At 68.2% G+C, this 21,460-nt stretch carries 18 protein-coding genes; all 18 read right to left on the minus strand.

Annotation, left to right across the window (positions count from 1 at the left end; all coding sequences use genetic code 11):
• Window positions 1-2: 2 nt before the first annotated feature.
• Entirely contained in the window at window positions 3-1,010 is a 1,008-nt protein-coding gene (gene nagZ / locus Q0R27_RS06395) for a beta-N-acetylhexosaminidase (protein ID WP_293942474.1), read from the minus strand.
• The gene (locus Q0R27_RS06400; RefSeq protein ID WP_293942476.1) at window positions 1,010-1,729 is read right to left on the minus strand and encodes an SPOR domain-containing protein; all 720 of its coding nucleotides are present in this window, start codon (window positions 1,727-1,729) and stop codon (window positions 1,010-1,012) included. Before Q0R27_RS06400 ends, nagZ begins: the two co-directional genes overlap by 1 nt.
• A 27-nt stretch (window positions 1,730-1,756) precedes the next feature.
• Window positions 1,757-2,497: an SPOR domain-containing protein gene (locus tag Q0R27_RS06405; protein WP_293942478.1), complete on the minus strand. Its 741-nt coding sequence runs from the start codon at window positions 2,495-2,497 to the stop codon at window positions 1,757-1,759.
• Window positions 2,497-4,227, minus strand: coding sequence for an arginine--tRNA ligase (gene argS, locus Q0R27_RS06410; RefSeq protein WP_293942480.1), 1,731 nt, complete (start codon window positions 4,225-4,227; stop codon window positions 2,497-2,499). Before argS ends, Q0R27_RS06405 begins: the two co-directional genes overlap by 1 nt.
• 100 nt (window positions 4,228-4,327) lie before the next feature.
• Window positions 4,328-5,488, minus strand: a complete 1,161-nt coding sequence (locus Q0R27_RS06415) for a deoxyguanosinetriphosphate triphosphohydrolase (protein WP_293942482.1) — start codon at window positions 5,486-5,488, stop codon at window positions 4,328-4,330.
• Window positions 5,485-6,747 (minus strand): SPOR domain-containing protein, encoded by a 1,263-nt coding sequence (locus Q0R27_RS06420; RefSeq protein ID WP_293942484.1) that lies wholly within the window; start codon window positions 6,745-6,747, stop codon window positions 5,485-5,487. The genes Q0R27_RS06415 and Q0R27_RS06420 overlap by 4 nt, the downstream gene beginning before the upstream one ends.
• A gap of 155 nt (window positions 6,748-6,902) precedes the next feature.
• Window positions 6,903-8,246, minus strand: a complete 1,344-nt coding sequence (ftsZ, locus tag Q0R27_RS06425) for a cell division protein FtsZ (RefSeq protein WP_293942486.1) — start codon at window positions 8,244-8,246, stop codon at window positions 6,903-6,905.
• 168 nt (window positions 8,247-8,414) lie between these two features.
• The gene (gene ftsA, locus Q0R27_RS06430; RefSeq protein ID WP_293942488.1) at window positions 8,415-9,668 is read right to left on the minus strand and encodes a cell division protein FtsA; all 1,254 of its coding nucleotides are present in this window, start codon (window positions 9,666-9,668) and stop codon (window positions 8,415-8,417) included.
• A 2-nt stretch (window positions 9,669-9,670) separates the two neighbouring features.
• Window positions 9,671-10,645, minus strand: a complete 975-nt coding sequence (locus Q0R27_RS06435; protein ID WP_293942490.1) for a cell division protein FtsQ/DivIB — start codon at window positions 10,643-10,645, stop codon at window positions 9,671-9,673.
• A complete protein-coding gene (locus tag Q0R27_RS06440) occupies window positions 10,642-11,616 on the minus strand; it encodes a D-alanine--D-alanine ligase (protein ID WP_293942538.1) in 975 nt (324 codons plus the stop codon). Before Q0R27_RS06440 ends, Q0R27_RS06435 begins: the two co-directional genes overlap by 4 nt.
• A gap of 23 nt (window positions 11,617-11,639) precedes the next feature.
• Entirely contained in the window at window positions 11,640-12,530 is an 891-nt protein-coding gene (gene murB / locus Q0R27_RS06445) for a UDP-N-acetylmuramate dehydrogenase (RefSeq protein ID WP_293942492.1), read from the minus strand.
• Window positions 12,527-13,939: a UDP-N-acetylmuramate--L-alanine ligase gene (murC, locus tag Q0R27_RS06450; protein WP_293942494.1), complete on the minus strand. Its 1,413-nt coding sequence runs from the start codon at window positions 13,937-13,939 to the stop codon at window positions 12,527-12,529. Before murC ends, murB begins: the two co-directional genes overlap by 4 nt.
• The gene (gene murG / locus Q0R27_RS06455; protein WP_293942540.1) at window positions 13,936-15,093 is read right to left on the minus strand and encodes an undecaprenyldiphospho-muramoylpentapeptide beta-N-acetylglucosaminyltransferase; all 1,158 of its coding nucleotides are present in this window, start codon (window positions 15,091-15,093) and stop codon (window positions 13,936-13,938) included. The genes murC and murG overlap by 4 nt, the downstream gene beginning before the upstream one ends.
• Complete coding sequence (locus tag Q0R27_RS06460) at window positions 15,093-16,313, minus strand: putative peptidoglycan glycosyltransferase FtsW (RefSeq protein ID WP_293942496.1); 1,221 nt, start codon at window positions 16,311-16,313, stop codon at window positions 15,093-15,095. Before Q0R27_RS06460 ends, murG begins: the two co-directional genes overlap by 1 nt.
• Window positions 16,310-17,608 (minus strand): UDP-N-acetylmuramoyl-L-alanine--D-glutamate ligase, encoded by a 1,299-nt coding sequence (gene murD / locus Q0R27_RS06465; RefSeq protein ID WP_293942498.1) that lies wholly within the window; start codon window positions 17,606-17,608, stop codon window positions 16,310-16,312. Before murD ends, Q0R27_RS06460 begins: the two co-directional genes overlap by 4 nt.
• On the minus strand, window positions 17,605-18,675 hold the full coding sequence (mraY, locus tag Q0R27_RS06470) for a phospho-N-acetylmuramoyl-pentapeptide-transferase (protein ID WP_293942500.1): 1,071 nt from the start codon (window positions 18,673-18,675) through the stop codon (window positions 17,605-17,607). The genes murD and mraY overlap by 4 nt, the downstream gene beginning before the upstream one ends.
• A complete protein-coding gene (gene murF / locus Q0R27_RS06475) occupies window positions 18,663-20,048 on the minus strand; it encodes a UDP-N-acetylmuramoyl-tripeptide--D-alanyl-D-alanine ligase (RefSeq protein ID WP_293942503.1) in 1,386 nt (461 codons plus the stop codon). Before murF ends, mraY begins: the two co-directional genes overlap by 13 nt.
• A complete protein-coding gene (locus tag Q0R27_RS06480) occupies window positions 20,045-21,460 on the minus strand; it encodes a UDP-N-acetylmuramoyl-L-alanyl-D-glutamate--2,6-diaminopimelate ligase (protein WP_293942506.1) in 1,416 nt (471 codons plus the stop codon). Before Q0R27_RS06480 ends, murF begins: the two co-directional genes overlap by 4 nt.

The following is a 21,460-nucleotide window of genomic DNA, read 5'->3' on the forward strand; positions in this document are numbered from 1 at the left end:
CGTCAGGCGAGCGCCAGGAGCTGGTCGCGGGTGTCGATCGCCTCGGCCAGCGTCATCCCCTCGCCGCCGGTGAAGCGCGTCGCCATGGCGCGCGTCAGACGGGCGTCGCCCTCGGCGGTCATCGCCGGAACCGCCTCGGCGACGCGGATCATTTCGTCGAGCTTGCCCGAGCAATGCAGCGCGGCATCGCAACCCGCCGCGACGCACGCCACGGCGCGGGTGCCGACGTCGCCGCTCAGCGCCTCCATGCCAATGTCGTCGCTCATCAGGAAGCCGCCGAACCCGATCCGCTGGCGGATGATCGAGTTGATCACGGTCGGCGACTGGCTGGCGGGGAGCGTCGCGTCCCACGCGCGGTAGAGGATGTGGCTGGTCATCCCCATGGGTGCGTCGGCGAGCCGCTCGAACGGTTCGAGGTCGATCACGAGATCTTCCTCGCCGGCGTCGACGACGGGCAATTCGAGGTGGCTGTCGACCAGCGCGCGGCCGTGGCCGGGGATATGCTTGATGACGCCGACCACGCCAGCCGAGGCGAGCCCTTCGAGCTGCGCGCGGCCAAGCGCCGCGACCTGCATCGGCTCCGAGCCCAGTGCGCGGTCGCCGACGATGTCGCTCGCGCCCGGCTGGCGGACGTCGAGCATCGGCAGGCAGTCGACCGTGATCCCGACCTCGGCGAGCGTCAACGCGATCGCGCGGGCGTTCCAGCGGGCGGCCTGGATCGCGGACGCGGGCGCCAACCTGTAGAGCCGGTCGAACGCCTCGTTGGCCGGGAATGCGGGCCATTCGGGCGGGCGCATCCGCGCGACGCGGCCGCCTTCCTGGTCGATCAGGATCGGCAGGTCATCGCGGTCGTGGAGATCGCGCAGCGAGTCGGTTAGCGCTTTGAGCTGGCCCCGATCCTGAATGTTGCGGGCGAACAGGATGTAGCCGGCGGGGCTGGCGTCGCGGAACAGGCTGGCCTCGTCGGCGGTCAAGTCGAGCCCCGACAGGCTCAGGATCGCAGCGAGCATCAGCCGATCACCACGCAATTCTCGCCCGCGACGCGCAGTGTCTGGCACATCGCCTTCGCATCGGCCGCCGTCTGCGCACCGGCACGCAAACGGTAAAGCTTGCTGCCCGGGACCGGCACGACGATCTTGGTCAGGGCACCAAGCGAAGAGAAGCGCGCGGTCAACGCCTTCCACGCCGCCTCGGCCTTCACGTTGGACGAGAAAGCGCCAAGCTGGATGACCGACCCCGAGCCGCCGGCAGGGATTTGCGGGGCTGCCTCGGCCGGAGTTGCCGGTTGGACGGGCACGAGCTCCTTGGTCTCGTTCGGCGGCAGCGTCTTGGGTTTCGGCTCGGGCTTGGGCTCGGGCCTGGTCTCAGGCCGCGCGATCGGCGTCTCGGTGACCGCGTTCATGTCGATCTGTGCGTCGGTGTCCGACCCCGCACTTGTCGCAAAGGCGGTCTGGCTGTCGCCGGCGACATCAAGCCCGCCGGGATCGCTCGGCTTGACCTTGTAGGGGCGCGGGTCGGCCTTGATCAGCTCAGCGGGTCCGCTGGTCGGCCCGGCGGCGCGGCGGCCGATGATGAATGCCGTCGCCGCGATCAGTGCGACGGCGAGCCCGACCATCAGCAAAGCGGCGAGCATCTTCTTCGCCGACACCCCGCGCGGGCCATCCTCGTCGGGCACCGCCTCGAGCCACGGCAATCCCTCTTCGTCGAACGCGGCGCGGCGGTCACTCATCTTGGATTCTTCCCTGTCGGCTTCGCGTCAGTATACGACGATACAAGTCTTCTTCGCCGCGCGCAGCCGCTGGCACGTTACCTCGGCATAGGCCTGGCTCGGCGTGACGAACTGGACGCGGTAGAACATTTTACGCGATCCCTTCAGGCGGAACGGCAGCACCGCCTTGGGCAGGGCTTCGAGCAGCCCGCGATATTTATAGCGGAACTTCACCGCGGCGGCCTCGGCATCGCGGACGCTGTTGTAGGCGCCGAGCTGGACCACACGACCCGGCAGGCCGACACGCGGCGAGTAAGCGACGCGCGGCACGGCATCACGGTGAACGCGGACGCGCGCGGAACTGGCGATGCGGCGGACCGCGCGGACCTGCTCGGGACGAAGGTGCAACGTGGGAGTTTCGTGACGGCCTGGAGCAGCGGGCGCGGCCATGCGTGCTTCCTTGCTCGCAACCCGGGCGAGCGCGGGAGGGGTTTGCGCCGACTTCAGCGTCGGAGCCGGCACCGGCGTCAACGGACGTGCTGGCGAAAGGGCCGTAGGCAGGACCGGCGGCGGCGAGGCAACATGGCTCCCGCGTCCGAGGATAAACGCACCCGCCGCGATCAGCGCCGCGACCATCAGCGCGACCGGCCACATCAGCCCCGATTCGGGAGATAGCGGCTTGGCGGCTGGCCCAACCGCCACCCGAGGCGATACCGGCTCGGCGTCGAGCCACGGCAGGCGGCCGTCATCGTTCGGCGGCGAAGAGGGGGACGGTGGCGTGGTCGCCATCAGCGCATTTCCTCGGCGGCGGCGACTCCCATCAGTGCCAGTCCGCTGCGTATGACTTGCGCCAGTGCGCGCGCCAACTCAAGCCGGGCGCGGGTCAGAGCGGGTTGATCTTCCAGCACAAAGCGGCGCGACGGATCGTCGTTGCCGCGGTTCCACAGGGAATGGAACGCCGCGGCGAGGTCACCCAGGAAGAAGGCGATGCGGTGCGGCTCGTGGGCCAGCGCCGCCGCCTCGATGATGCGCGGGAATTGCGCCGCCTGCTTGACGAGGGCGAGCTCCTCGGCGCCGAGCAGGGTGAGGTCGGCCGGCGCCGCGATGTCGATCCCCGCCTCGACCGCTTTTCGCTGCAGCGACGCGATCCGCGCATGGGCGTATTGGACGTAGAACACCGGATTGTCCTTCGACGCCTCGACCACCTTGGCGAAATCGAAATCGAGCGGCGCGTCAGCGCGGCGGGTCAGCATCATGAAGCGCACGACGTCCTTGCCGACTTCGCGCACGACATCGGCGAGGGTAACGAAATTGCCTGAGCGCTTGGACATCTTGATCGGCTCGCCGGCGCGCAGCAGGCGGACCATCTGGACCAGCTTGACGTCGAGATCGACCCGCCCGTCGGTCAGCGCGGTAACCGCCGCCTGGACGCGCTTGACCGTGCCGGCATGGTCGGCGCCCCAGATGTTGACGAGGTGGTCGGCCTTGGCCGCCTTCTGCAAATGATAGGCGGCGTCGGCTCCGAAATAGGTCCAGCTACCGTCCGATTTCTTCATCGGCCGGTCCTGGTCGTCGCCGAACTGCGACGAGCGGAACAGGGTCAGCTCGATCGGCTCCCAATCATCGGGGGTTTCGCCCTTCGGTGCCTCAAGCACGCCCTGGTAGACGAGGCCCTTGCCCTCGAGCGCCGCCATGCCCTGCGTGACGAGCCCGCTCTCGTGCAGCTCCATCTCGGACGCGAACACGTCGTGGTGGATGCCAAGCAGCGCCAGATCGGCGCGAATGAGGTCGAGCATGGACGCGACGGTGCGGCGTTTGAACAAGGCCAGCCATTCACCCTCGGGCGCGGCGGCATATTGATCGCCATATTCGGCGGCGAGCAGGTTGCCGACCGGGACAAGGTAATCGCCCGGATAGAGCCCCTCGGGGATCTCGCCGATCTGCTCGCCCAACGCCTCGCGGTAGCGCAGGTGCGCCGAGCGGGCGAGCGTGTCGACCTGGCTGCCGGCGTCGTTGACATAATATTCGCGGGTGACGTCGAACCCGGCCGCCTCGAGCAGCGACGCCAGCGCATCGCCGACGACCGCGCCGCGGCAATGGCCCATGTGCATCGGCCCGGTCGGGTTGGCCGAGACATATTCGACGTTGACCCGCCCGCCGTTGCCGACGGTCGAGCGGCCATAGTCGTCACCGGCGGTGAGGATCGCGGTGAGTTCTTCGCGCCATGCCGCCTCGGTCAAACGGAGATTGATGAAGCCGGGGCCAGCGACCTCGACCGCGGTCACTCCGGGCATCGCCTCGATCTTCGGCGCGATCAGCGCGGCAAGGCTACGCGGATTGGTCCCGGCCGGCTTGGCGAGCACCATCGCGGCATTGGTCGCAAGGTCGCCGTGGCTCGCGTCACGCGGCGGCTCCACCGCGACGTTCTTGCGGTCGAGCCCGGCGGGCAGCGCGCCCTCGGCTTCGAGCGCGGACAGCGCCTCATCGAGCAGGTGCGAATAGCGGGCATAGAGGGACAAGATCGATCACCGGTTCAAGTGCGGGAGGCCGGGCGTCTAGCGCAGCATCGCGGCTACGTCACGGGCGCTCGTCATCCCGCACTGATCGGGCAGAAGCCTCTCAGAACCGATCCGGCAGGTTCACCGGGCCGACCAGCTCCTCGTGGCGGGCGATGGCGAAGCGGTCGGTCATCCCGGCGATGAAGTCGGCGATGCCGCGCAGCCGGGCGGTCTCCCCCTCGCCGCGCCGCCAGCCGGGCGGGAGTTGGACGCCGCCGTCGCGGTAAGCGATCGCGAGGTCGGTGACGATGCGCTGCGCTTCGATCCGGATTGGGGTTAACGCAGCGCTGTTGTAGAGGCGGTCGTAGAGGAAGCGTTTGAGCTCGCGCTCCTCGGCGGAAAAGGCAGGCGAGAAGCCGACCAGCTGGAAGCCGGCGGCCCGGACCTCGTCGATCGTCGTCACGCCAGCTTCCGCGACGCGGCGGCGGGTCTCGTCGAGGACATCGCCGACCATCGTCCCGATCATGTCGCGGACCAAGGCGCGCTGGCGGCGCTCGGGAGCGAGGCCGGGATGGCGCGAGGCGATCGCCGCCCAGTGGCGCTCGACGATCGGCACATCGAGCAACTCGGCCATCGTCAGGATACCCGAGCGCAGCCCGTCGTCGATGTCGTGATTGTCGTAGGCGATGTCGTCGGCGATGGCGGCGACCTGCGCCTCGAGGCTGGGCCAGCTGGCGAGGTCGAGGTCGAACCCGGCGTTGGCTTCTTCCAGCGCCCACGGCGCGGACGCGACCGGGCCGTTGTGCTTGGCGAGGCCCTCGAGCGTTTCCCACGTCAGGTTCAAACCGTCGAAATCGGGATACACGCTTTCGAGGCAGGTCACGAGCCGCAGCGTATGGGCGTTGTGGTCGAACCCGCCGGCGTCGGCCATGGTACGCTGGAGCGCGTCCTCGCCGCCATGCCCGAACGGCGGGTGGCCAAGGTCGTGGGCAAGGCACAGCGCCTCGGTCAGATCCTCGTTGAGGCCGAGTACGCGCGCGATGGTGCGGCCGATCTGCGCGACCTCGATCGAATGGGTCAGGCGGACCCGGAAATGATCGCCGTCGGGGGCGATGAACACCTGCGTCTTGTGGCGCAGGCGGCGGAAGGCGACCGAGTGGACGATCCGGTCGCGGTCGCGCTGGAAGGCATCCCGCGGTCCACGCGGGGCGCTGTCAGGTTCGGCGAAACGCCGGCCGCGCGATCGTGATGGGTGCGCAGCGAGCGTTTCGGCGAGTTTCATGGAGTATCGAGTTTCCTGACGGGTTGCCCCTCTGGGCTGGTCCAGGTGAAGCCGTCAATACGCGCGTCGGCGAGATCCTCGATGAAGGTCGCGCTGTCGTCGCTATTGTGGAACGGACCGATCAGCAGCTTCGTCTTGCCGTCGACCTGGGAAACGAACGGGCGGATGCCGGTGAACAGCTCGGGCTTGCGCGCGACGATGCGGCTGAACTGCGCGCCGAGCGCGGCCTCGTCGGTCCCGCTGGCGAGCTGCACCCAGACGCGCCTGATCGCGAATGGTCGGGGCGTTGGTTGGGTCGGTGGCGGAGCGGCGACCGCGACGGTTGCCGGGGGCGGAGCTGGCGGCCTGCTGGCTGACGCCGCCTGACTCGGCTGGCGGAGCAGCGCGTCGATCCCGGCGAGGCGATCGCCGGTGACCGGCTGGATCTCGAGGCGATAGCTGGGCGCGGCTGGCGGCGGGGTAACGCCGGCGACCTGCGTGGCACTGCCATCGCCGGGGAAGATGCCGAGGTGGACCGCGGCCGCTTTTTGCGCGGGAGAAAGCGTCGACAGGCGGCGGAAGAAGGGATCGAGCCGGCTCGAAAGACCGGGCATGGCAGCATCGAGCGCCCGGTCGGCGCCGTCGGGATCGCCGCCGAGCGCGAGGACGAAAGCGCGAGTACGGCTGGTGGCGGTGTCGGGACGCAGGAGGAGCGGCGCGAGCGCGGTCTGCGCGCCCGCGCGGTCGCCGGAGATGGCGAGGCTGAGCGCGAGGCGGCGGCGCGCTTCGGCGGCGTCGGGGCCGTTGAGGCCGAGGCGGTAATCGGCTTGGGCAAGCGCCTGCTGGCCGAGCAAGTCGCGGGCGAGGCCGCGGTCGGCGGCGAAGCTCTCCACCGCCGCGCCAGCGCGTTGGGCCTTGTCGAATTCGGGCAGCGCCTGGGCCGCTTCGCCCATCGCCGCGAGCGCGGCGCCCATCCCCGCCTTGGGCGCGGGCGCGGTCGGCCAGACGTCGGCGGCACGCCCAAAAAAGCCGACTGCCGCCTCGGCATCGCCGGTCGCCAGTGCGGCCAGGCCAGCGCCGACCAGCGCTTTGTAATCGCGGGGGCTCTGGGCGAGGATCCGGACATTGCGGGCCAAAGCGTCGGCGGGGCCCTCGGCGCCGAGCGGCGCGACCGGCAGTGGCGGCGCAGCCCCGTCGATATATTGCGCATGCCCCGGACCGGCCAACAGGAGCGCGGCGGCGGCAAGCGACGTCCGCCACGCGAGATTGTGGTGCAACATGATCCTCCCCATGCCGTACCCGAGCTTGCTGGAGCCTTGCTGAAAAGCCCCTAGCGGCAAGGCGTTGCGTGAAGGGGATGAATGGTTGGAAGAGATCCCCACGACAAAGGGCGGAGGTTGCCCCCCGCCCTTCAATCGATCCGTGGCCTGAACCCCTACTGGTTGTTCTGGCGATTGAGGAAGCGCGGGATGTCGATCGGATCGCGGCGGAAGCCGGGGGCTTCTCCCTCGTCGATTTGCGCCTTGGGCGCGCCGCGAGCGATGTTCGACATGCGCTCGAACAAGGTGCCGCTTTCACGCTTGGCCTCGCCGTCGTCGGCCGGTGGCGCAATCGGCGCGGCGCCGACCGGGCTGGTCAGGATGTCGTCGCTGTCGAGCAGCAGTTCGTCGTCGCCGGCTTCGTCGGTCAGATCGAGCGGCGCCTCGTCGGCGACAGGCGGCTTGGCGGCAGCGACGACCGACGCCGGAGCGGCGGCCGGCGCGCGGCTTGTCGGGAAGGAGAACACCTTGCCCGGCGCGGGCGCGGCTTGGGCGTCGGCCTCGATCCCGGTGGCGACGACCGAGACGCGGATGCGGCCTTCCATGTTATTGTTGAACGCCGACCCCCAGATGATGTTGGCGTCGGGGTCGACCAGTTCCTTGATGTGGCTGGCGGCCTCGTCGACCTCCATCAGACGCATGTCCTCGCCGCCGGTGATCGAGATGATGACGCCCTTGGCACCCTTCATCGAGACGCCGTCGAGCAGCGGGTTCGAGATCGCCTTTTCGGCCGCCTCGATCGCGCGATTGTCGCCCGACGCCTCGCCGGTGCCCATCATTGCCTTGCCCATCTCGCCCATCACCGAGCGGACGTCGGCGAAGTCGAGGTTGATGAGGCCCGGCATGACCATCAGGTCGGTGATCCCGCGCACGCCCTGCTGGAGCACTTCGTCGGCCATTTCGAACGCCTGCTTGAAGGTCGTGTCGGCATTGGCAAGGCGGAACAGGTTCTGGTTTGGGATGACAATCAGCGTGTCGACATGCTTCTGCAGTTCCTCGATCCCGGCGTCGGCCGCGCGGCCGCGGCGCGAGCCTTCGAACGCGAACGGCTTGGTCACCACGCCGACGGTCAGGATGCCGCGATCACGCGCGGCCTTGGCGATGACCGGGGCAGCACCGGTGCCGGTGCCCCCGCCCATGCCCGCGGCGATGAAGCACATGTGCGCGCCGTCCAGTGCGCGTTCGATGTCCTCGAGCGTCTCTTCGGCGGCGGCGCGGCCGATCTCGGGCCGCGACCCGGCGCCGAGGCCCTGGGTAATCTTGAGGCCAAGCTGGATGCGGCGGTCGGCGGCGCTGGCATTGAGCGCCTGCGCGTCGGTGTTGGCGACGAGGAACTCGACCCCCTGCACGTCCGACTTGATCATGTTGGCGATGGCGTTGCCGCCGGCTCCGCCGACGCCGATCACGGTGATCCGCGGACGAAGCTCGTCGACTTCCGGTCGGATGAAATCGATGCTCATAGGATCAACCCCCAAATTGCCAGCACATTGAACTCTGGGCGGGAATCTTGCACTAACCGACTCCCACCCCCAAGCGAAAAATGGTCCGCGACGCAAAAAAGATAAGCAACTGATTCATTATGAGACATTAGTGAGTCCGCGATGCATCACTGGTGAGTCCCGGCTGCATCAATAGCCCTGCTTGAGCGCGCTGATCAGCTTGCCGACCAGGCCGGTCGCGGGCCTTTTCTCGCGCATGCCGACCGCGATGTCGCGGATGTCACCGGTGCCGCTGGCAGCAAGGTTGGCAAGGCCGACGAGTGTCGCGAAGGCCGGACCGCTGTGCGCTTCAGGCAGCCCGGTAATCCCGCGCGGCCGCCCGACCCGGACCGCACGGCCGAGCACGCCCTGCATATAGTCGGCGATGTTCTTGAGCTCGGACCCGCCGCCGGTCACCACCACCTGGCGCCCGACCGGGCCGGTAAAGCCCAATGCCTTCAGGGCGAGCTCGATCTCGCCGGTCAGCGTCTCGATCCGCGCGCGGATGACGGTCATCAGCTGCGCCCGGGTCAGCCGCAGCGGCTCGGCATGGTCGTCGGAACCGACCGAGCGCGCGTCGATCATCTCGTGATTGTCGCGTGGGGACGTCATCGCCGATCCGTAAAAGGTCTTGAGCCGCTCGGCGTCGCGCCGCTGGATGCCGAAGGCGCAGGCGATGTCGTCGGTGATGTCCCGCGCGCCAAGCTCGATCGAGCGCAGCCCGACGAGCATTCCGCCAAGGTGGAGCGAGACGTTGGTCACATCGGCGCCCAGTTCGATCAGCGCGACGCCGATCTCGCGCTCTTCCTCGGTCAGGCAGGCGACCGCCGCGGCGACGGGGGAGGCGATGATCGCGTTGACGCCAAGGTGCGCCGAGCGAATGACATAGTCGATGTTCTTCAAGGGCGCGGCGTCGGCGGCAACGACGTGGATGTCGACCCCCAGCCGGTCGGCGAACAGCCCGATCGGCTGCTTGACGCCCTGGTTGCGGTCAATCGTGAACAGCGCGGGATGGGCGTGGAGCACGAGCTGGCCGGTGCGGTCGATGGCGTTGCGGCCGGCGACGAGCAATTGATCGATGTCGGCCTGCTCGACCTGATGGCCGCCGAGCTCGACCTCGACATTGGCGAGATCGCTGATCAGCGACTTGGCCCCGAAACTCGCCCAGACGTCGTCGACCGTCACGCCCGACATGCGCTCGGCGAGCTCGACCGCCTCGCGCACCGCGACTTCGCTCGCCTCCATGTCGGTGATGTAGCCGCGCTTGACCCCGCGGCTTTCGCGCTGGCCGGTGCCGAGCACGCGCAGCCGTCCGTCGGGATCGCGCGTCACGATCATCGCGCTGACCTTCGACGAGCCGATGTCGAGCGCGGTAAACAGGGGCTGGTCGTCGGTCGCGGACAAGATCAGTCTTTCGTTGCGGCGGTGGGCGGCGCGGGGGGCGGTGGGGCGGACGAAGTGGCCGATGCGCCGGCGGCGTTGGTCGCGGTTTCGGAGACGGCGATCGCCTCACCCGGCGCGCGCGCCAGGCGGACGGTCATCTTGCCCGGCAAGCGCAGGTCGAACCGCTTCAGCCCGCGCCCCAGAAGGCCGGCCGACTTGTCGAGCCTGGCGAATTTTTCGAGCGCGTCCTTCGCGGCGGCCTCGCCCTCGGGGAGGACGACGGTCTCGCCCGACTGGAACGACAGGTCCCAGCGGCGCCGGCCGACCCAGCTCGCGGCGGCGAGTTGCGGCTTCAACGTCGGCTGGTCGGCGAGCAGACGGTCGAGCGCGCCAGCCTGCTGGTTCGCGCCGGGGCCGATCAGCAATGGCAGGTCGGGCATCTGCGACACCGGCACGCGGTCGAGCACCACCCCGGTCTGGTCGATCAGCGACAGCTGCTGGTTGTCCTGCCACAGCGCGGCGGGCTTGCGCTCGACGATGTCGATGACCAGCCCGTTGGGTAGCCGCCGCGACACGCGCGCATCCTTGACCCAGCCATACTGAAGCAACCGATCGCGGATCGCGGACACGTCGACCAGCGCCTCGGCCGGCTTGCCGCTGACGGAGCCGATTTCGGCGGCGCGGTGGAGCTCGTCGGTGACGACCGCATCGACCAGCGAACGCTCCATCTTGTTGAGGCCGATGATCTGGTAGCCATCGACCGCGAATCCGGCCTGACCGAGCGCCTGGCCGATCGCATTGCCGGCACTGGCGGGGAGCCCCATCGCGACGATTGCCAACGCGGCGATGGCGACGACGAACAGTCCGAAAACAATGCGCGCGAGCCGATTGGCCTGCGCCTCCTTGACCGGGAGGTGCGCGGCGATCCGCTTCGTCACGCTTTTCGACACGGGCTTGCGGCCGCGCGCGCCGGAACTGCGGCGGTCGGCGGCGCTCATGCGCGGGTCTCTTCGATTGCTTCGGCGCGCTTGGTGTCGCCTCCGGCAAGCGCTTCGGCGATCAGCTGCTCGACCAGTTCGCCGTAGGAAATGCCGCAATGGCGTGCCTGCTCGGGGACGAGGCTGAGCGGAGTCATCCCGGGCTGGGTGTTGACCTCCAGCAGGAAGACCCCCGCCTCGCCCTGTTCGTCGTCCCAGCGGAAGTCCGACCGCGACGCGCCCTTGCAGCCGAGCAGGGCATGGCTCCGCGCGGCCATGTCCATCATCGACGCGGCGATGTCGGCGGGAATCTCGGCCGGGCAGACGTGCTCGGTCACGCCGTCGGTATATTTGGCCTCGAAATCATAGAAGTCATTGTGAGGTTTCAACTCGGTCACGCACAGCGGCTTACCGCCGAGCACCGCGACGGTCAGCTCCTTGCCGCGTACGAACGGTTCGGCGAGCAATCGTTCGAAATGCTTCCACGGGCCTTCGCTGTCGCGGCCGATGGGCTGGCCCATATTGCCGCCATCGGTGACGATCGCGACCCCGACCGACGAGCCTTCGTTGACCGGTTTCAGCACATAAGGCCGAGCGATCGGGTCGCCCGTGTAGAGGCTCTCGCTGTCGACGACCTTTCCCGCCGGCATGCGGATGCCGTGGGGGACGAGCACCGCCTTGGTCAGCTGCTTGTCGATCGCGATCGCCGAGGTGGTGCAGCCCGAATGGGTGTAGGGGACGGCCATCAGGTCGAGCAGGCCCTGCACCGTGCCGTCCTCGCCGGGCGTGCCGTGGAGCGCGTTGAACACCACGTCGGGGTCGAGGTCGAACAGCCGGACGCCGACCTCGCGGTCCATGTCGAGCTCGGTCACGCGGGTGAAGCCGCGCTCGCGAAGAGCAGCCGCAACCCCCTGCCCGCTCATCAGTGAAATGGTGCGTTCGGCCGACCGGCCGCCCATCAGCACGACGATGTGAAGATCCCGGTCGACCATGTTGCCGTCGAGTATCGCCACGTTCACTCCACCCCGATCCGCTGAATTTCCCAATCGAGCTGGACGCCCGACCGGGCGAGCACGCGGCGCCGGACTTCCTCGCCCAGCGCCTCGATCTCCTGCGACGAGGCACTACCGAGGTTGAGCAGGAAGTTGCAATGCTTCTCCGACACTTGCGCGTCGCCAACGGTGAGCCCGCGGCACCCGGCGGCGTCGATCAAGGCCCATGCCTTGTACCCTGGCGGGTTCTTGAAGGTCGATCCGCCGGTGCGGCTGCGCAGCGGCTGCGAGTCTTCGCGCGCTTGGGCGATGCGCTCCATCTCGGCGCCGATCGTGGCGGGATCACCAGGCGTGCCGCGCAGGGTCGCGGCGATGACCACTACGCCGTCGGGCAACTCGCTGTGGCGGTAGGTGTAGCCAAGCCGATCGAGCGGCCATTCCTCGACCGTCCCATCGCGGCGGACGATCGTCGAGCTGACGAGGATGTCGGCGACCTCGCGGCCATAGGCGCCGCCGTTCATGCGGACGAAGCCGCCGACCGTACCGGGGATACCGCGGAGGAACTCGAGCCCGGCGATGCCGGCGTCGCGCGCGGTCGACGAGACGAGGATGCCCGACGCTCCGCCGCCGCAGCGCAGGATGGTGCCGTCGAGCCGCTCGACCCGGGCGAACGGCTTGCCGAGCCGGATCGTTACCCCCGGAACGCCGCCATCGCGGACGATCATGTTCGAGCCGAGGCCAAGCGCCATGACCGGCACGGCGGGGTCGAGGTCGGCAAGGAAAGCGGTGAGGTCATCGCGGTCGGCGGGTTCGAACAGCGTCTCCGCCGCACCGCCCGACTTGAACCACACCAGCGGCGCGAGGGGCGCCTGCGGAGTCAGCTTGCCGCGCATGGTCAGGGTCGCGACGCTCATTTCCGCGCCCTCGCCGCGCAAATGCCGTCGGCGAGCGACGCGGCCCATTTGGTGATGTCGCCGGCCCCCATGCAGATCACGAGATCGCCCGCCGCGGCCAAGTCGCGCAAGCTCCCGCACAGGTCGTCGAGATCAGCGACGGTGCGCACCGCGCGGTGGCCGTGGGCACGCAGCCCTTCGGCTAGCGCGGCGGCATCGACCCCCTCGATCGGCTGCTCGCCCGCTGCATAAACCGGTGCGACGAACACCACGTCGGCCTCGTTGAAGGCGTTCTGGAAGTCCTCCATCAGGTCGCGAAGGCGGGTGTAGCGGTGCGGCTGAACGACCGCGATCACCCTGCCCGTAGTCGCTTCTCGAGCCGCCGACAGCACGGCGCGGATCTCGACCGGGTGATGCGCATAATCGTCGATGAACGTCGTGCCGTCGATCTCGCCGACGCGGGTGAAGCGGCGCTTGACCCCCTGGAATCGCGCGAAGCCGTTGGCGATGGTCGCGTCGGGCATGCCGAGCTCGAGCCCGACCGCGATCGCGGCGAGCGAGTTCTGGACATTGTGACGCCCGGGCATCGGCATATGGACCGCGCGAATCGTCCGCCGCGAGCCGTCGCGTTGCAGCACGATCACGTCGAACCGCGTGCCGTCCGGCCCCGTCGTGAGATTATCGGCGCGCAGGTCAGCAAGCGCGGAGAAGCCGTAGGTCACGACCCGCCGGTCGCGGATCCGGCTGAGCAGATTCTGCACCTCGGGATGATCGACGCACAGCACCGCGAGCCCGTAGAACGGCACATTCTCGACGAACTCGACGAACGCATCCTTGACCACGTCGAAGTCGCCATAATGGTCGAGATGCTCGGGATCGATGTTGGTGACGACCGCGATCGTCCCGTCGAGCCGCAGGAAGCTGCCGTCGCTCTCGTCCGCCTCGACCACCATCCAGTCGGATTTGCCCAATCGCGCGTTCGAGCCGTAGGCGTTGATGACGCCGCCGTTGATCACCGTCGGGTCGATCCCGCCAGCATCGAGCATCGCCGCGATCATCGAGGTCGTCGTGGTCTTGCCGTGGGTCCCGGCGACCGCGATGGTCGACCCCATCCGCATCAATTCGGCGAGCATTTCGGCGCGGCGGACGAGCGGCAGGCGGCGCTCGATCGCCGCCTCGACCTCGGGATTGCCGCGCGCGATGGCGGTCGAGCAGACGACCACGCTGGCATCGCCGAGATTGTCCGGCGAATGGCCGATCGTGACCGGGATTCCGGCCTTGCGCAGTCCTTCGACGACATAGCCGTCGGACTGGTCGGAGCCCTGCACCTTGTAGCCCAGCTGGTGCATCACCTCGGCGATACCCGACATGCCGATGCCGCCAATGCCGACGAAGTGGATCACACCGATTTCGGTGCCCATCGCCTTCATGCCGGCATCCCTTGCGTGGGGGCGGGCGAGGTCTTGCGCGCTTCAAGCGACGATCCGACGAGCAGTGGCGCGCCGCCGTTGGCAATCCGCTCGACGAGGTCGGCGAGGTCGCGCGCGGCGTGCGGCCGACCGACCGACAACGAGCGCGCGGCGGCGTTCGCCAGCGCCTGCGGATCGGCGGCGAGCGCCTCGATCTGGCGGGCGAGCGTGTCGGGAGTGAAATCGGCCTGGGCGACCATCCGCGCGCCGCCTGCCGCCGCCATTTCGCGGGCATTGGCGGTCTGGTGATCGTCGGCGGCGCTCGGCAGGGGGACGAGGATCGCCGGGCGACCGGCGGCGGTCAGTTCGGCAATCGTCGATGCGCCGGCGCGGGCAATGACGAGGTGCGCGTCGGCGAGCTTGTCGGGCATATCGCCGATGTAGGTCATCAGTTCGGCCGGGATGCCGAGTTCGCGATACTGGGCGCGGACCGCTTCGATGTCATCGGGGCGGCACTGCTGGACGACCTGAAGCCGCATCCTGAGCGACGGCGACAGCGCGCCTAGGCCGGCGGGCACGACGGTGCCGAGCACGCTGGCGCCCTGGCTGCCGCCGGTGACGAGGATCTTGAGCGGCGCGGTTTCGTCGAACAGCGGGAACGGCGCCTCGCCGAGCCGCGAGATCGATTCGCGCACCGGATTGCCGACGAGGACGGTCTTCGCGGCATAGGCGGATTTCAACCGCTCGACGTTGGCGTAGGAAGTCGCGATCGCCTTCGCATCGCCGGCGATCATCCGGTTGACCCGGCCGAGCAGCGCATTCTGTTCATGGAGGACGGTCGGCACGCGCATCGCGCTCGCCGCGAGCATCGCCGGGAGCGCGGGATAGCCGCCGAAGCCGACCACCGCCATGGCATCATATTCGCGGTACAGCGCGCGTGCCTGGCGCCGTCCGGCAAGGATCGAGCGCCCCGCCTTGAGCATCCCGAACAACCCGCCGTCGAGCCGCCCGGCGGGAAGGACGTGCTTCTCGATCCCTTCGAACAGGCCGGGGATCTTCATGCCGCGCTCGTCGGTGATCAGCTTGACCGCATGGCCCCGCGCGCGGAGCTCGTTCGCCAGCGCATGGGCCGGCATCATGTGGCCGCCAGTTCCACCGGCAGCGAGGAATATCATCAGGCCGGAAGGCAATCGCCGCTCCATTTCACGACATAGGGGGAGCGCGCCAGATAGGGATTTCGCCGCGTGAAGGCGAGCAGCAATCCCATCCCGATCGACAAGGCCAGCATCGACGATCCGCCATAGCTGATGAACGGCAGGGTCATCCCCTTCGATGGCGCGAGCTGGACGTTGACCGCCATGTTGATCAGCGCCTGCAGTCCGAACTCGATGACGAGCCCGGCGGCGGCGAGGATCGCGAACGTATTTTCCTCGTCGAGCAGCTTGACCAGCACGCGCACGACGATCGCGAGGTAAAGGCAGGCGATAACGAGGCAGGCGATCAGCCCGAACTCCTCGCCGATGACCGAGAAGATATAGTCGGTGTGCGGCTCGGGCAGCCCGAACTTGCGGGTGCCGCCGCCCGGCCCCATCCCGAACAATCCGCCGGCGGTAAGCGTGCGCATCGCATTGTCGACCTGGAAGGTGTCGCCCTCGCCGAACAGGAAGGCGTCGATCCGCGTCGTCGCGACCGAGTAGAACAGGTAGGCCATGACCACCGCGACGACTGCCCCGGCGGCGAGGATGCCGAGCGTGCGCAGCTTGACCCCGCCCAAGGCGAGCATCGCCACCCACACCGCGCCGAAGATGATCGTCGAGCCGAAGTCGGGCTGGCGCATCAGCATCACAGCGACCCCGGCGGTGAGGATCGCGCTGAGCGGAAAGACCGGCAGGCTCTTGTCGGTTTCGCGCAGCGACAGGAGCCAGCCGAGCGCGACGACGAAGAACGGTTTCAGGAACTCCGACGGCTGGACCTGGGCGATGCCGACCCCGATCCAGCGTCTGGCGCCATTCACTTCGGGGCCAATGATCGGCACGAACACCAGCAGGACAAGGCACACGAATGCGCCGACCAGCGACAGCCGCCGTGCACGCTCGCGCGGCATCATCGAAATGATGATCATGACCGGCATCGAGATCGTGATCCACAGCAGTTGGCGGTAAAAATAATGCAGCGAGGACAGCTGCAACGTGCCGCCCGAATAGCGCTGCGCGACCGCCGGCGAGGCGGCGGCGACCGCGACCAGCCCGATCCCGATCAGCACCGCGACGAGCAGCAACAGGACCCGGTCGATCTCCCAGAACCAGCGCCCCATCGCCGAGCGGTCGGAACGGCCGTAGCGGTTGGGATCGACCAGGTTTCGCGCCTTGATCGTGCCTGCGATGATGCTGTTCATAGCGCCCCCACTAATGTCCGGAACGCGTCGCCGCGCGCTTCATAATCCTTGAACTGGTCGAAACTGGCGCAGCCGGGCGAGAGCAGGACCGTCTCCCCCGACTGTGCGTCATGCGCAGCGCGGAGCACTGCGTGGGCGAGGTCGCCGCACTCGGCGACCTTGATGTGCGGCGCGAGGATGCGGGCGAACAGATCCGAAGCCTCGCCGATGGTGTAGGCCTCGCGGACGTTCTTGAAGAAAGGCGCGCATTCGTCGAGGTGGTCGGCCTTGGCCTGCCCCCCGCAGATCCAGCGGATCGCGGGGAAGGCGGCGAGCGCCGGGGCGGTGGCGGTGGCGTTGGTGGCCTTGCTGTCGTTGACGAAAACGACCCCGTCCTTCTCGCGAATTCGCTCCATGCGGTGGGGAAGGCCGGGGTAGGTGCGGAAACCTTCAGCAAGCGCTGCTTCATCGTCAAACAGCGTGCCCACTGCCCACAAGGCAGCGGACGCATTTTGTCGATTGTGCGGGCCAGCCAAGGCAGGCGAAAGCGCGTCCCCGAATCCCTGATCATCTATATCGTACGACCGTGCAGTGACCGAATGTTGGGCCAGTCTGTCGAGGCGAAGGGCAATGGCGCGGGTGGAATCGTCTTCGTCGATGATTATTGCGCGATGATCAGGGTCGTTCTGCATCTCGAATAATCGCGCCTTCGACGCCACATACGCCTCGAACCCGTCATACCGATCGAGATGATCCGGTGTGATGTTGAGCAGCACCGCGATATCGCAGTCGAGGCTGAAGGTCAGGTCGATCTGGTAGCTCGACAGTTCGAGCACATAAACGCCACCTGTCGGCAGCGGATCGCGCGACAGGATTGGCAGGCCGAAGTTGCCGCCCATCAGGCTCGGCACCCCCGCCGTTGCAAGGATGTGGTGGACCAGCGCGGTAGTGGTCGACTTGCCGTTGGTGCCGGTGATTCCGACGACCTTGTGCGGCGGAAGCTCGGCGCGGGCGCGGGCGAACAGCTCTATATCGCCGATGATCTCGACCCCGGCCTCGCGAGCCCGCGCCGCGATGGGGTGGCGGTTAAGCGGGAGCCCGGGGGTCACAACGAGGCTGTGGAATTGCGCGAGGTCGACCGCATCGAGATCGGCCAGCTTGGCACCTTCTGGCAACGCCGCCCGCGCCTCCTCCTTGCCGTCCCACGCCGTGACCCGCGCCCCGCTCGCCAGCAGCGCCTCGACCGTCGCCAGCCCGCTGCGCGCAAGCCCGTACACCGCGTAATGCTTGCCCGCGAAGGCCTTGGCCGTGATCACCTGAGCTTGAGCGTCGAAAGCCCGGCCAGCGCGAGGACGAAGCTGATGATCCAGAAGCGGATCACCACCGTCGGCTCGCTCCAGCCGAGATGTTCGAAATGATGGTGGATCGGCGCCATGCGAAACACGCGCTTGCCGGTTCGCTTGAACCAGAACACCTGGACGATGACGCTCACCGCTTCGAGTACGAACAGCCCGCCGATGATCGCCAGGACGAACTCGTGATGCGTCGCCACCGCGATCGCGCCCAATGCCCCGCCCAGCGCGAGGCTTCCGGTGTCGCCCATGAACACCGCCGCAGGCGGCGCATTGAACCACAGGAAGGCCAGCCCCGAGCCGACGATCGCCAGCGTCAGCACGCTGAGGTCGCCTGCCCCCGGTACATGCGGAATGCCGAGATAGGCCGCAAACTTCGCGTTGCCGACAAGGTAGCTGATCAGGAAGAAGGCCAGCGCGGCAATGATCACCGGCATCGTTGCCAGCCCGTCGAGCCCGTCGGTCAAATTGACCGAATTGCCGAACGCGACGATCACGAACGCCCCGAACGCGATATAGGCCCAGCCGATATCAATCACCGGGCCGTTGTAGAACGGCACGTAAAGGTGCGTGCCGTGGTGGCGGACCATCAGCCAGGTGGCGAAACCGGCGATGAGGAATTCGAACAGCAGCCGGGTCTTGCCCGACAGGCCCTTGTGGCTCGCCTTCTTGACCTTGTCATAATCGTCGAGGAACCCGATCAGCCCGAAGCCGGCCGTCACCAGCAGGCACGCCCAGACATAGGGGTTGGCGAGGTCCATCCACAGCAGGACCGAGACCATCATCGAGACGAGGATGAGCAGGCCGCCCATCGTCGGGGTGCCGCGCTTGGCGAGGTGGCTTTGCGGTCCGTCGGCGCGGATCGGCTGGCCCTTGCCCTGCTTCGAGCGCAGCCAGCGGATGAACATCGGGCCGAACAGCAGCCCGATCGCCAGCGAGGTGACGCTGGCCGCGCCGGCGCGGAAGCTGATGTAGCGGATGAGGTTGAGGGCGCCGGGGAAGCCCAGATGTTCGGCGATCAGGTAAAGCATGGCTGCTCTCCTGCCACTCGTTCGACCAGTGTCGCAAGCCCGACCGAGTTCGATGCCTTGATGAGGACCGCGTCGCCGGGGGCGATGATCGCCAGGAGAAGCGCGGTCGCGGCATCGGCATCGGCGACGCGCTCGAGCGGGATCGTGCCGCCGAGCGCTTCCTCGAGGGCAAGCATCTCATCGCCGATGAGGATCAAACGGTCGACCTTCGCGGCGGTTACCGCGGGGGCAAGCGCGGCGTGGAGCGCCTCGCTTTGCCCACCCAGTTCGCGCATCGGGCCAAGCACCGCGATCCGTCGCTGGACGCCGTGCTCCTCGCCGAGACTCTTCAGCGTTGCTTCCATCGAAGCCGAGTTGGCATTGTAGCTTTCGTCGATCAGCAGCGCCGATCCGCCGGCGAGCCTGATCTGGTGGCGCTCGCCGCGGCCCTTGAGCCCGCCCATGTCGGCCAGCGCCAGCCCGGCGATGGCAAGGTCTGCGCCGGCCGCCTCGACCGCAGCGAGGACGGCGAGCGAGTTCGACACCCAATGATCGCCGCGCTGGCTGATGGTGTAGGTCAGCTCACTTTCCATCAGCCGCGCCGTGATCAGGCTTCCGCCGTTATCGGATCGAACGGCATGGAGCGCGGTGATGTCGGCCTCGGGCCCGCCGAAGGTGATGATCTCGGCGGCGTGGCGACGGGCGGCCTTGACCAGCGCATCACGGTGGGGCGTTTCCTCGGGCACGATCGCGACCCCGCCTGGCTGCAACCCCTCGAAGATCTCGGCCTTGGCCGAAGCGATCGCCTCCATCGAGCCCAGCTTCTCGATATGCGCGGGGGCGATGGCGGTGATGATCGCAACGTCGGGGCGGACGAGGCGGGTCAGCACGGCGATCTCGCCCGAATGGTTCATGCCCATTTCGAGCACGGCATATTCGCTGTCGCGCGGCATCCGGGCGAGGCTCAGCGGAACGCCGGTATGGTTGTTGTAGCTCTTGACCGAGCGGTGGGCCTTGCCGCTGGAGACGCGGTCGAGCGCGGCGAACAGCGCCTCCTTGGTGCTGGTCTTGCCGACCGAGCCGGTCACGCCGAAGATTTTCGCCGAGGTCCGCGCGCGGGCGGCGACGGCCAGAGCGGTGAGAGCGGCGGCGACATCGGGGACGAGGATGTGCGGACCCGAAACCGCCTGCGAGACGAGCGCGCCCGCCGCGCCCGCCGCAAAGGCACTGCCGACGAACTGGTGCCCGTCGGCGACTGTCCCCGGCATGGCGACGAACAAATCACCCGGTCCGACTTCGCGGCTGTCGAAGGTCACGCCGGTGACCTCGAACGCGATGCTCGCCGTCCCGCCGGTCGCGGTTTCGATTTCAGCGGAGGTCCACAGCGCGCTCACGCGGCGCACTCGCGCACCACGGCGACGTCGTCGAACGGGACGGTGCGGTCGGCGAGGACCTGCCCCTGCTCGTGGCCCTTGCCGGCGATGAGTACGATGTCGCCGCCCTGCGCCTCGGCGATGGCGGCGGCGATCGCTTCGCGCCTCCCGCCGATCTCGCGCAGCCCGGGCGCTCCGGCGATGACCTCGGCGCGGATCCTGGCCGGGTCCTCGGAGCGCGGGTTGTCGTCGGTGACGATGGCGAGGTCGGCCAGACGCGCCGCGACTTCGCCCATGGCTGCGCGCTTGCCGGTGTCGCGGTCGCCACCTGCACCGAACACGATGATCAGGCGTCCGGTAACATGCGGGCGAAGCGCGGCGATCGCGGCCTCGATCGCGTCGGGCGTATGGGCATAATCGACATAGACCGGCACGCCGGCGGGCGAGATGACCGCGCGCTCAAGCCGGCCGCGCACCGGGGACAGACGGCCCATGCCAGAGAAGGTCGCTGCCCACTCGCCCCCGCTTGCGAGCACCAGCCCGGCGGCAACGAGGACATTGGCGGCCTGGTAGGCACCGATCAGCGGCAGCGCGAGCTTATACTCCTTGCCGCCGTGGCGCAGCACCAGCGCCTGCCCGAGCGGGGTCGGCGACTGGCTAACCAGCTCGATCGTCCCGGCGCCCGGCCCGACCGTGATCAGCTTGAGGCCCCGCGCCGCGGCATGGGCGATGACCGCGCCCGAACGAGCATCGCCAGTCCACACCACCGCGGTCCCGCCGGCATCGACGACCTCGTCGAACAGCCGCATCTTGGCCGCGAAATACGCGTCCATGTCGGCGTGATAATCGAGATGGTCGCGGCTCAGGTTGGTGAAGGCGGCGGCGGCGACCGGCTGGCCTTCGGAGCGATACTGGTCGAGCCCGTGCGACGAGGCCTCATAGGCAACGTGGCTGATCCCCATCCGGCGCAACCCGGCGAGGTTCGACAGAAAGGTGACGATGTCGGGCGTGGTCAGCCCGGTCGTGACCTGCTCGTCGGCGGTGGTCACGCCCAATGTGCCGATCGACGCCGAGCGGTGCCCGGCCATTCGCCACAGCTGGCGGACCATCTCGACCGTCGAGGTCTTGCCGTTGGTCCCGGTGACCGCGACGATCGTGTCGGGATAGGGGGCGAGCAGTTTGGCGGCGAGCCGGGCGAACAGCCGCCGCGGCTCGGGGTCGGCGAGGTGGACCGCGCCGTCGACCCTAGCTTGCGGACGGGCGACCACCGCAACTGCGCCGCGCTCGATCGCCGAGGCGATATAGTCCTCGCCGTTGTGCACGCTTCCGGAGAAGGCGCCGAACACCGACCCTTTGGTCACCTTGCGGCTGTCAATCGCTGCGCCCGTTATTTCGATAGCGGATTCGATCCCGACCAGATCACAAAGGCGCAT

It is taken from the genome of Sphingomonas sp. (genome assembly GCF_025362505.1).
Lineage (GTDB): Bacteria > Pseudomonadota > Alphaproteobacteria > Sphingomonadales > Sphingomonadaceae > Sphingomicrobium.